At 35.2% G+C, this 11,907-nt stretch carries 5 protein-coding genes; 1 reads left to right on the top strand and 4 read right to left on the bottom strand.

Annotation, left to right across the window (positions count from 1 at the left end; all coding sequences use genetic code 11):
- Window positions 1-8 precede the first annotated feature (8 nt).
- The 3 genes from CW733_RS12340 to pbpC all read right to left on the bottom strand — a co-directional run bounded on the left by CW733_RS12340 (window position 9) and on the right by pbpC (window position 9,182).
- Window positions 9-914, bottom strand: a complete 906-nt coding sequence (locus tag CW733_RS12340; protein ID WP_100997329.1) for a type IX secretion system membrane protein PorP/SprF — start codon at window positions 912-914, stop codon at window positions 9-11.
- A gap of 31 nt (window positions 915-945) precedes the next feature.
- Complete coding sequence (locus CW733_RS12335; protein WP_100997465.1) at window positions 946-6,663, bottom strand: choice-of-anchor L domain-containing protein; 5,718 nt, start codon at window positions 6,661-6,663, stop codon at window positions 946-948.
- 167 nt (window positions 6,664-6,830) lie between these two features.
- Window positions 6,831-9,182: a penicillin-binding protein 1C gene (pbpC, locus tag CW733_RS12330; protein WP_100997464.1), complete on the bottom strand. Its 2,352-nt coding sequence runs from the start codon at window positions 9,180-9,182 to the stop codon at window positions 6,831-6,833.
- 87 nt (window positions 9,183-9,269) lie between these two features.
- Here pbpC and CW733_RS12325 point away from each other — a divergent pair, with 87 nt between their 5' ends.
- Window positions 9,270-11,570, top strand: a complete 2,301-nt coding sequence (locus CW733_RS12325) for a T9SS type B sorting domain-containing protein (protein WP_100997463.1) — start codon at window positions 9,270-9,272, stop codon at window positions 11,568-11,570.
- Between the two features lie 22 nt (window positions 11,571-11,592).
- On the opposite strand, the gene CW733_RS12320 is transcribed toward CW733_RS12325, so the two are convergent.
- Window positions 11,593-11,901 (bottom strand): antibiotic biosynthesis monooxygenase, encoded by a 309-nt coding sequence (locus tag CW733_RS12320; RefSeq protein ID WP_100997462.1) that lies wholly within the window; start codon window positions 11,899-11,901, stop codon window positions 11,593-11,595.
- Window positions 11,902-11,907 lie beyond the last annotated feature (6 nt).

The raw sequence follows: 11,907 nt of genomic DNA, 5'->3' as shown, positions 1-11,907 counted from the left end.
TATGTGGTTTAGAAATAACGTGGTGAGCGTGATACTTTTCTTGGTAAATCGATATCGAAGTTTATAAAGATCTCGTGAGAAGCATCTGTAACTACGTTTAATTCCGATTGAATAGCATCGTAAGCATAGCCTATTCTAAGTGATGGTGAAACCATAAAGTTTACCATACCACTAAATGAATCGTCTAGTCTGTATCCTGCTCCTATTTCTACAACATCGTACATGAAAAGATTTAGGTTTGCATCATAACTTATTGGTGCATCGAAAGCAAACTTTAATAAAGCGTGTGGCTTTAATTTAAAGTTTTCTGACAAATCAAACACATAACCTGCTGCTGCAAATAAATGTTCTGTTTCCGAACCTATTTTTCTACCATCTGAATCTAAATGTGTTCCATTTAGAATGTTTGGCATCGAAGCAGAAACATACCAAAGATTAGGTTGGTATAAATATAATCCTGCTCCTATATTAGCTGTAGTTTCATTAACATCTTGTGAGAAAAAAGGATCGTCTTCGTCTATAGTTTCAATACTTGCTAAACCAATATCGTGGAAAGTTCCACCAGCTTTTAAACCAAAAGCTAATTTAGTCGCATTGCCTACTGGTAATGTATAAGAGAAATCTACATAAACATTGGTCTCACTTACTGGCCCAACTTCATCACTAATTAGTGATAAACCTAAACCTACTCTGTTACCTACTGGAGAGTGAATGGCTAATGTTGCTGTACTTGGTGAACCTTCTAGGCCTACCCATTGACTTCTGTATAATGCACCTATGGATACACTCTCGCTTGATCCTGCATACGCAGGATTGATCACATTCATATTGTACATGTATTGCGTGTACTGTGGATCTTGCTGCGCTTGTACACCTATAGCTACTAGGAATACGATATATAGTATGTTCTTCATCTGTATTATTGTTGGTTTCTAGTTAGTTGGATTATTTGTTTTCTCTGTTAATGTATACCCAAGCGGCTTTTGTTTTATTGCCTTGGTAATTCATTACATAATAATAAGTTCCTACTGGTAACTCATCACCATCTAATGATTGTCCATGCCACTCATCTAAATAATTTGTCTTCTCGTAAACCTTAACTCCGTTTCTATTGAAAATCGTTAAGCTTTGAACATCATAACTACTTAAATCAAATGTATCATTCTTACCATCATTGTTTGGTGAAATACCTTGTGGGATAACACAGGTTTCTAACTCTTCAACCTCTATTGGTTCACTAGATGTACAGCCTGTTGCGTTAAACATAACTTCTATAGTATAAGTACCAGCAGTAAGTACATTATTTATACTTAAATCTGTTTGTCCAGGAACTATTACGCCTTCGTTATACCATGTAATGGTTACTTCAGATTCTGTATAGCTGTCTGCAGTTGCAGTTACAGTAATTGGAACTGTTGCATTTGGACATACTTCGTAAACTATAGCGGTGTCGAATGATGTCATTGGTGATATACCAAATGTTAAATCGAATATTGTTGTTTCGAAACAACCATTAGCATTTTCAGCTCTTACGTATATGGTTTGTGCACCACCATCAAAATCGGTAGGATTAGTAATAGCAGCTATACTTGTTTCAGCATCAGCTAAAGTGTTATGATATGTAAAAGTTAAATCTGTTTGGTTATTAGCTATTACAATTTCATTAGATGTTAAATCGTAATTTGAAACACCATCTTCGTCATCATCACAACCTAAAATATTATCAGCTTGAACTAAAATAGGCTTTGGAGCTAATACTAAGTTAAATGTAGATGTTTTAGCACAACCTGTCGTATTACTTTCAATTCTATAATAAATTGTAGTTGGAGGTGTGCTTTGGTATGCTGTTGTGTTTGTTATAGCATTAATTCCGTCTTCTGCATCTGTTTGCGTTTCATAATAAGTAACAGTTTCATCAGTTTGTGTACCAAGAATTAGTGCTTCATTTTCAGTTATATTAAAAATTGCTTGACCAGTATTGTCTGTATCACATCCAAGAATATCTGGAAGTGAATCTGGAAATACGGGATTAGGGAAGAATTCTACTAAAATTTCATCTATTACAAAACAAGAAGCGTTAGCATTAAGAACAATTTCAACAATATAATTATTAGTTTCTGTTACATCTAAAGTTGTTCCATTTTCAGGTGCTCCTGTAGCGTCAAGAATTGGTTCTTGTATTCCATTCTCCATAGTATACCAAGTTATGGTAGCATTGTCTCCAACAGGAACACCAATATCTAGAGTAACTTCGTCTCCTTCACAATTAGCAGTTCCACTAGTTAATAAGATATCATCTCCCAAATCTACTTCTCCAATTTCAAAACTTCCAGCTTTTAAGAATACTGCAGAATCGAAAGCTGTATCACCATCATCTGCAACTACTAGTTTTATGTGGTATGTTCTGTTTGGTACAACTGTAGAGGAAGCAGTTAATGGTACTGTTCTACCTATAAAGTTTGTTGGGTTTGTTAAAGCGGGTAATCCACCACCACCATAATAAGCATCAAATAATGCTGGGTTTGAAGAAGGACAACCGCCATTATACGCATCGTCCCTAATTGTAAATACGGATACAGGTGTTGTTGTACCAGGAATAACAGCGATATTGGTTGTGATGCCAGTTACTGTATCTGTTAGTAAAAATGCAAATGCATCAGAATATCCGCATTGGAAAGTACCATATTCTTCAGCTGCAAATATAAACTCGAAAGACATATCTTCAATAAAAGGTACGAAATCGAATTCAATAATTGAGGCGTTATTTGTCGGCCCTTCATTTATTACCGCTTCTAAGTCTGCGTCTCCTGGCCAAGTTGCGGGAAATCCACCTCCTCCATCACTCAATGTTCCTGTTTCTGGGCCAGGAGCATTTTCTGCATTACCAGTGGTCATTATAATACCGCTTTCAAAAGGGAATCCAGAGCCATTAGCTTCAAAATAACCAATACCATTGTCTGAACCAAAATCTGTTCCTGTAGATGATGTTACATTAGAAATTGTTGAACATGGTGAATTAACTAATATATCTTCAACCAATTCTGTAACTGTATATTGCGCAATATCTACAGTAATAGGAGGAGGAATAGAATATATACATAAGTCGAAGTTAACATCTTGAAAAGGAGTTCCATTAAAAGTAAAGACTCTTACGTAGTATGTGTTTCCTATAGTTAATCCATTTGCAATACTTTCGTCTGCTGTACTACAATATATATTTGTAAGATTATCGCAATCTGGCCCTTCGTATAAGCCATGAGATAAGAAGGTTGTAGGACCTATAATGTTACTAAAACTAACAGCGTGATCAGTATTTACTGCTGTAAATATGAACCAAACATCGTCATTTGCTGTTCCAGTACATGGATTAGCTTGTGGAGATGTTGTAGCTCCAAATAGAGTAGCGGTTACCGAGTTAGTGCAGTTTCCATCTGTATTAGCTATTACCGAAATTGCATTATCACAATTATCATTAGCAGGTGGACATGTAGGAAGGTTAATAGTTGGGCTTGTATTGAAACAAGTATCTTGCTCGCTACTTACCGTGAAAATAACATCTGTATTTAAAGGATAAGGCCCAAATTGAGTTACACCAGTTGTTGATGTTATAGAAATAGGTGTACTACCTTGGTTATCTTGTATTGAAACAGATGTTGCACCACCAAAATAGGTTACATCTATATCTACTAAAAATTGATCTCCATTAGCACAGTCGTCTATTATTGTATATGTTGCTTCTGGGTTAAAACAAGTTGGAGCTTCGTTAAAAGTTACATCGTCTATTGCGATATCATCATAAAAATCTCCTGGCTCTATTATTTCAGAAAAAACAAACCTTGCTTGCACAGGTCCTGTAATTGTAAGTCCGCTAAGATCTATAAATTTTTCTTCCCAACCATTAGTATTTGTATTGTAAGTTCCCATTGGGTTCCATACTGCTCCATCCCAAACTTCTACGTCTAAAGTAGAATTGGAATTCCCTTCATTATCACTAATTTCATAAAATGAAAGTGTTGGAGCTAATAGTGCTGAAACATCTATAAAAGGAGTTGTTAAAGTTGCAGGATTATCGGTTCCTGAAGAATCCACCCATGCAAAGTAATTATTTGTATCAGTTGTTCCTGTAATTACACCATCATTTCCAATGTGATCAAAACCAGTATCATCAGCAAACTCCCAATCTTCACCGCCATCCATTGTCCAACATAAAGGAATAATTCCTGCATTTTCAAAACCCTCTGTATATGGTGCGACAAAAGTGACACATTCTGTATCGAATGTTACTGGGCCTATCCAATCGCTATACTCAACTCCTCCACAGTCTGCTCTAACATAAGCTTCGTATGTTGTAGCTGGTGTTAATCCCATTGCTACATAAGGATTGGCTGCTGGCAATCCTGCTGCTGTTGGTATTCCTGATCCTGGAGCCTGAACTACTACTTCCCAAGCTGTTTCTGTTCCATTAGAAACCCAAGATAAATTAGCTGTAGTTGATGTTGTACTATTTGAAACTAAGTTAGATGGATTTACACATGAAGGCAGCTCATCGAAAGTAACATCGTCTATTGCAATATCATCGTAGAAATCTCCTGGTGCTAATACTTCAGAGAAAATAAATCTAGCTTGTACATCTCCTGTAATAGTAAGTGTACTTATATTAATTGTGCGTTGTTCCCAACCTGCAGTATTTGTATTATATGTTGCCATTAAATTCCATGCTGCTCCATCCCAAACTTCTACATCTAATTGTGAGTTGGCATTACCTTCATTATCCGAGATTTCATAAAAAGTTATAGCTGGAGTTGTTAATCCAGACACATCTATTAAAGGAGTCGTTAGTGTTGCAGGAGCATTAGTTCCAGAAGCATCTACCCAAGCAAAATAACCATTTGTTGCAGTAGAACCTGTTAGTGTTCCATCATTTCCAATATGATCAAAACCACCATTATCAGCAAATTCCCAATCTTCACCACCGTCCATAGTCCAACAAAGAGGAATAGCTCCTGCGTTTTCAAAACCTTCTGTATATGGTGCAATAAATGTTGTACATTCTGTAGCAAAATTAACTGGACCTATCCAGCTGCCAAAATCACCACCACATACTGTTCTTATATAAGCTTCATAATCTGTCGCAGGTGTTAATCCCATTGCTACGTATGGAGCATTATTTGTTGCTGTTGCGCCAGCAGCAGTTGGAATTCCAGTTCCTGGAACTTGAACGGAAACTTCCCATCCTGTTTCACCAGCAACAATATCCCAAGTTAAATTAGCGGTTGTTGCAGTTGAAGAATCAAATACGATATTAGCAACATCTGGGCAATTAGGTATTGCTCTAACTTGGAAATTATCAATAAAAGCTTCATTATCTTCTGCATCATCAACTGTTCCTTCAGATCCTAAAATCCCAAATTGTACATTTTGTCCTGCATATGCTGTTAAATCATAAACAGGGTGTAAACCTGTTAACGGAAAAACACTAGTAGAATCCCATGTCTCTAAAACAGTCCAGGTAGCGCCAGAATCTGTAGTAATTAAAAACTGAACGATATCATCAGAACCTAAGGTTCCTACATTAGTTGTACTTCCAAATGCCATTACTCCAAGATCAAATTCGGCTTGAAAAGGGCCTCCAGTTAAATCAAACAAAGGGGTTAACAACCAATCGCTTTTTGCTGCTAACCACAGATTAATACTATAAGAACCTTGAAAACCGTTATTTAAGAATCCATCTTGATTCCATGATCCAGCACCAATATCTCCTGGACCAGTAGTTGAATCTCCACTATCTGCTTCATCCCAACAGTCAGCTGGAATTGTTGCGAAGTCTTGTTGGTAATCAGGAATAAATGCTGCACATTCTGTTGTAAAGTTTAAAGGGCCGACCCAGATACTAAAATCTCCTCCACAATTTGCTCTTACATAAAACTCGTAATCTGTTATTGGTGTTAATACTGTAGCTTGAAATGTTGGAGTAGTATTAACCGCTGTACCACTTCCAGTTGGAGCTCCTGTTCCTATAGGTTGTGCTACAACTTCCCAATCTGTTTCTGTAGCTCCTGCTGTCCAACTTATATCTGCAGTAGTATCTGATACACTGTCTAATATTAAATTTTCTGGATTAGCACAAGTAGCATTGTAAACAATTACATTGTCAATTAACCAATACCAAGCCCAAGTATCGTTGTCATTATATATAAAACGAACTTGCATTGCGGCATTAGAATATGCTGTAATATTAATATGTTGTTGATCTGGTGCATTAAATGCACCTGCTGTTGCTGTTTGAGTTAACACCGCAATCCATGCAGTACCATCCCAAACTTCTACAGTAGCAGTATCTCCACCAATATTTCTGTAAAATTGATCGAAGTCTAAAAAAATTGCTGTAGCTCCTGAGGTGTCAAAAACAGGAGAGGTTAAAGTTTCAAGTAATATTGTGCCGTTTCCATTAGCATCACTATCTGCAATGACAACATTAGTACCATCAAGACTGTTTGCTCCTCCTTGTTGTCCAGAAATCCAAGAATCTCCTGTTGCTCCTCCAGCATCGTCAATTGTCCATGTTGCTGGGATGCTTGTGTCAAAATTTTCTGTTAAATACGTTTGTGCGTTAATTGATAAACTTAAACAAAGTAAAATCAACAATAAAGTAGTTTTTTTCATTTTATGGTTAGTGTTAGTATGTTGCTTACAAAATTAAAAGTTAAATATATACTAAAAATTCACATTAATAGATACGGATAGATATAATGCATTTTTTTTCGACGAAGTGACTAGTTGTTGAATAGGTATTCGAAGGGATATCCTTTTTTTTTTTTTTTTTTGATAAATTAGTTGCTAATTGTTAGGTTTCTTTTTATTTCATTTCCAAATTCATCTACAGCAGTAATCTTGTGTTTTCCTTCTTTAGGAATAATCGCTAAATCGTGGATATCACTTGTAATTCCAATAAATAGTTCATTTAAATACCAATAGATTTTGCTTTTAGGTTTGGAGTGTGCAATTTTTAAAATTAAAGAATTGGTTTTACCACCGAAGTCTTTAGGTAAAAAAATAACGCTATTGTTCTTAGGGTAAATGAATTGCATGCTGGTTTGTTTGTTTCCAACACAATCATTTCTAAAAGGAGGTAATGGTTTGTAAAACGGATTTTTAGACTTGTAATAAAATTCCATTAATGGAGGAAGAATAAACCATGATGTATTTGAAATAGCACTTAAATCTTCGCAAGAAGAATTTACCTGATGTCTTTTAGAGGCATCTAAATGCACTAATTTATGATAAGGACAAGGTTTTGTTTTTAGACCACTATTTTGAACAAATTTTTGAATATTATTTTCGCAATACTGTCCAGATCTGTAACCACTTTCTTTGCAAATACTTATTTCTTTCATTTCGTCAAATGGCTTTGCAAACCAATCGCTATTTGGTAGCAAATCAAAGACATCAAAAAGAATAGGAGCAGCAGCTTGTACACCAACTAAGCCTGGCCGTCCTTCTCCATCTGCGTTACCAACCCAAACACCAACCACATAATCTTTTGTTGTACCAATAGCCCAAGCATCTCTAAAGCCAAAACTTGTTCCTGTTTTCCAAGCTATTTGTTTAGAATCGTCAAAAAACTCCCAATTCTCATTGCCTTCTGGTCTATTTACTTCTTTTAAACTTTCGTAAGTTAAATAAATTGAAGCTGCATCGAATAGTGTTTTCTCAGTCGATTTTTTTCCGAAGTCAATAGTTTCCGAAGCAAAGAAAGTAGGTTCGCAAAATTCGTTAGCAAAATACTCGCTTGAAGAATCGTTAAAGTGATTTAAGGTTGAAGAAAAACTGGCGTAACTTTTACATAAATCCCATAAATTACTTTCTGCACCACCAAGAATTAAAGATAGTCCGTAATGGTTAGCATTGTATTTTATGTCTTTCAGTTTTAAATCTTTTAAATAATGATGAAACCTATCCAAGCCAAAATCTTTTAACATTCTAACAGCAGGCACATTTAAAGAACGCGATAAAGCACGACTTGCAGGTACAGCACCATCAAATTCTTTATGGTAATTTTCAGGAACATAATTACCATATTGTGTAGGCACATCTGCAACTAAAGCATTTGGTAATAAATCTCCCGCATCTAGCATTGCAGCATATAAAAAAGGTTTTAAAATACTTCCTGTACTACGTGGTTTATCTATTATATCAACGTCTTTTTGGTTTTCACTAGTTGTTGGAGTATTTCCAATATAGGTAAGTACTTTCCGTGTTTTAACATCTAAAACTAAGACTGAAATATTATGAATTTCATTTTGTTTCAATAAGTTGTAATGGTTGTAAACTACATTGTTTGCTTGCCTTTGGAGCTTGTAATCTATGGTTGTTTGTGTGCGCTCACCATAATTAGACTTTGCGATTTTTTGAAGTAAATGTGGAGCGATTTGTGGCAAAGGATAAGGTTTTTGTGGCAAACCTTCTGCAATGGATAGATTGTAGGTTAATGAATCTAGAATTTCTTTCTGAAGCAATTTTTCAAGTAATCTATTACGCTTTTTAAGTAAACGTTCTTGGTTTTTTCCTGGGTAAATTAAACTTGGAGCATTTGGTAAAACAGCTAGTGTTGCGCTTTCTGCCCAAGATAATTCGTGAGCATTTCTATTAAAATAACGCCAAGAAGCAGCGTCAATACCAACAACGTTACCTCCAAAAGGAGCGTAGCTTGAATAGAAAGCTAAAATATCGTCTTTGCTATCTCGTAATTCTAAACGTGTTGCTAAAATTATTTCTTTAATTTTCTCTAAATAGGTTCTCGATTGCCCTTTTCGTGATAAACGAATAACTTGTTGGGTTAATGTGCTTCCGCCACGTTTTACTTCTCCAGAATTAATATTCTGTTTAAGTGCTTTAAAAATTGAAATAGGATTGAAACCTGGATGTTTAAAAAAGTATTCATCTTCAAAATTTATAATACAGATTTTGAATTTTTGGGGGACACTATCGTTTTTAGGAAATCGCCATTGTCCATCTTTGGCAATTTTGGCACCTAATAAAGTATTATTGGAACTCGTAATTACTGTTGCAGTTGGATCATCAAATAATTGCTTAGGTAAACAGAAAAAGTAAGCAACTAACACCACAACAAGAGCTATTGATTTCTTTCTATTCCTATTAATTAAGTTAATTAACCTATACATAAACTATACAGTACTGTTTTTAGTGAGTTTAATAGTTGTGAATTTAAATAAATACATTTATAATTAGTTATTAATATTTATATAAACGTGAAAAACAACCTTATTCCTCTTAATATAATCATAATTTTTTGTGCTTTTTTTTCTTCGGAAATTACATTTGCTCAACTAGGCTTTTGTAATGGAAATTCTGGAGACCCAATCTTTATAGAAACGTTTGGTGCTGGAGTGGGTCAAAATGCTTTACCAGCAGGAACCACTACTTACGCCTATGCTAATGGTGTTGATCCTAATGATGGTTTTTATGCTGTAAGTAATACAACTAATTATTTTGATTGGTTCAGTATTCAGGATCATACGGCTGGCGATACTAATGGTAAAATGCTAGTAATAAACTCTGATTTTACTTCAGGAGAATTTTACAGAACAACAGTAAGTGGACTTTGTGCTAATACTTCTTACGAGTTTTCTTCTTGGTTAATAAATTTAAATTCTTCTAATGGATTCTGTGGTGCAGGTGTTATTCCTATAAATGTAAGTTTTGAAATTTGGGATAATACAGATACTAATTTATTGGCTTCTGGTAGTACAGGAAATATTGGTAGTACAACTTCTGCTAATTGGTTGCAATATGGTTTAGTTTTTCAAACACTACCAGGACAAGCTTCTGTTATTTTAAAAATGAAAAACAATGGAGTTGGAGGTTGTGGTAATGACTTGGCTATTGATGATATTTTTTTTAAAAGTTGTGGAGATAATATTACCACTAGTGATGATTCAAATAATAACAATGAAACCATTTGTAGCAGTCAAACACCATATTCTACGACTTTAACTGTAACACCAGATAATTCGGTTTTTGCGAATCATTTTTATCAATGGCAAGAAAGTGTAGATGGAATAACTTGGACAGATATTGTAGGAGAAACAGCTCAAACCATAACAGTTTCTGGAATTAATAACACGATGTATTACAGAGCGAAAGTTGCAGAGTCTGCTGTTAATTTAAATAATTCTCAGTGTAATGTGGTATCGGAAGTTTTTCAATTAACTGTAAATCAGTTACCACCTGAACCTGCAACCGAATGCTGGGAAACAGCAACAGTAAACGATACAACATGTTCGTGGGAAATTACAGGAGCTCAACCTTCTCCTCCCATAGGATTAGAATGTTGGGAAACCACTAGTTTTAACAATACAACATGTATGTGGCAGATTTCAGGTACACAACCTGCTCAGCCAACAGGATTAGAATGTTGGGAAACGTCGACTTTTAACAATACAACTTGTACATGGGAAGTCTCAGGAACACAACCAGCACAACCAACAACAGAATGTTGGCAAACTGCAGCTTTCAACAATGCGACATGCATGTGGGAATTATCGGGAACACAACCAGCACAACCAATAGGATTGGAGTGCTGGGAAACCTCAACCTTTAACAATACAACTTGTATATGGGAAGTCTCAGGTACGCAACCAACCCAACCAACAACAGAATGTTGGGAAACCTCAACCTTTAACAACACAACTTGTATGTGGGAAGTTACAGGTACGCAACCAACACAGCCCTCCGTAGAATGTTGGGAAACCACTACTTTTAATAATACAACTTGTATGTGGGAAGTTACAACGGGAACACAACCTGTAGAACCAACAGGATTAGAATGTTGGGAAACAACCACTTTCAACAGTACAACTTGTATGTGGGAAATTATTGGAGATCAGCCAATTGATAATATAGAAGAATTTGTAATGTTTTGTGAAGGTGAAACGATTACACTACAAGCTAATACCACAATTACAAACCCAACTTACCTCTGGAATACTGGTGAAATAACCTCCTTTAATACCGTTAGTATGCAAGGAATTTATAGTGTTGAAGTGACTGATGGTTGTGCAACTACAGTTATAACTTTTAATGTTGAACAAATAGATGTTCCAATAATTGAAACTATTTCATCCATAGGAACTTCTATTGTAATAACCACAGTTAATACAGGAAATTTTCTCTATTCTTTAGACGGAATTACTTATCAATCAAACACTGTTTTTTATAATGTAGAAGGTGGACAATACTCTATTTATGTAAAAGCAAATAATTGTATTGAAGTGGCAATAAGCACTTATTTACACTTTTATATACCACAATTTTTCACTCCAAATGGTGATACAATAAATAACACTTTTGATTTAAAAGGAATTGAGCATTATGGTTCTTCTCAAGTTCAAATTTTTAACCGTTTTGGAAAGCTTTTAAAAAGCACAAAAAACGCACCATTCTCTTGGGATGGTACGTTTAATGGTAATCCTTTACCAACATCAGATTATTGGTATGTAATAATTATTGAAGGTCAACGTCGCGTAGGACACTTTGCTTTAAAACGTTAATAAGCTTGATATGGAGTTTTCGTTATTTATTAAACTCATACTCGCGTTCTACTTTGCAAATACGCACATTATACCATGTGTACCAGTCTTTAATTCCTTTTTGTTGTGCTAAAAGATGATCGGTTTGTTGTTTCCAATTCTTAATTGCTTCTAAGTTTTCCCAGTAACTAACAGTGATTCCTATTTCGTTTTTAGCGGAATCTATGCTAATAAAGCCGTTTTGCTTTTTAGCTAAAGTTTCCATTAAATCTGCCATGTCGTTGTAGCCGTTGTCGCCTTCGGTTCTGGTAGAAGTAAAAATCACTGCGTAGTATGGTTTAAAGTTTTTCATAATTTA

The organism is Lacinutrix sp. Bg11-31, from assembly GCF_002831665.1.
Taxonomy (GTDB): domain Bacteria; phylum Bacteroidota; class Bacteroidia; order Flavobacteriales; family Flavobacteriaceae; genus Lacinutrix.
This window is presented reverse-complemented; position numbering and strand designations above follow the sequence as displayed.